Annotated in this window: 1 rRNA gene; it reads right to left on the bottom strand. The window is 46.0% G+C overall.

The annotated features are described in order from the left end of the window. Positions 1 to 416: ribosomal RNA gene (locus ACYUE0_RS17855) — 23S ribosomal RNA — on the bottom strand; the annotation flags it as partial.

Raw genomic sequence — 416 nt, 5'->3', positions numbered from 1 at the left:
TCTATTTCACTCCCCTTCCGGGGTTCTTTTCACCTTTCCCTCACGGTACTGCTTCACTATCGGTCACTAGGTAGTATTTAGCCTTGGGAGGTGGTCCTCCCTGCTTCCCACAAGGTTTCACGTGTCTCGTGGTACTCTGGATCAGAACTCGAAAACTTCCATTTTTGCCTACAGGTCTATTACCTTCTACGGAGTAGCTTTCCAGCTATCTTCGGCTAATTCCTGTCTTCTTTAATGTTCTGTCCRCAACCCCAAAGCCAAAGGCTYTGGTTTGGGCTCTTTCCCTTTCGCTCGCCGCTACTTAGGAAATCGATGTTTCTTTCTCTTCCTCCGGGTACTTAGATGTTTCAGTTCCCCGGGTTTACCYCCATATACCTATGTATTCAGCATATGGTACTTAATATAATTAAGTAGGT

This window comes from Clostridium sp. CTA-19, from assembly GCF_054767855.1.
Note: the sequence above shows the minus strand (reverse complement) of the source record. Positions and strands in the feature narration are given on the sequence as shown.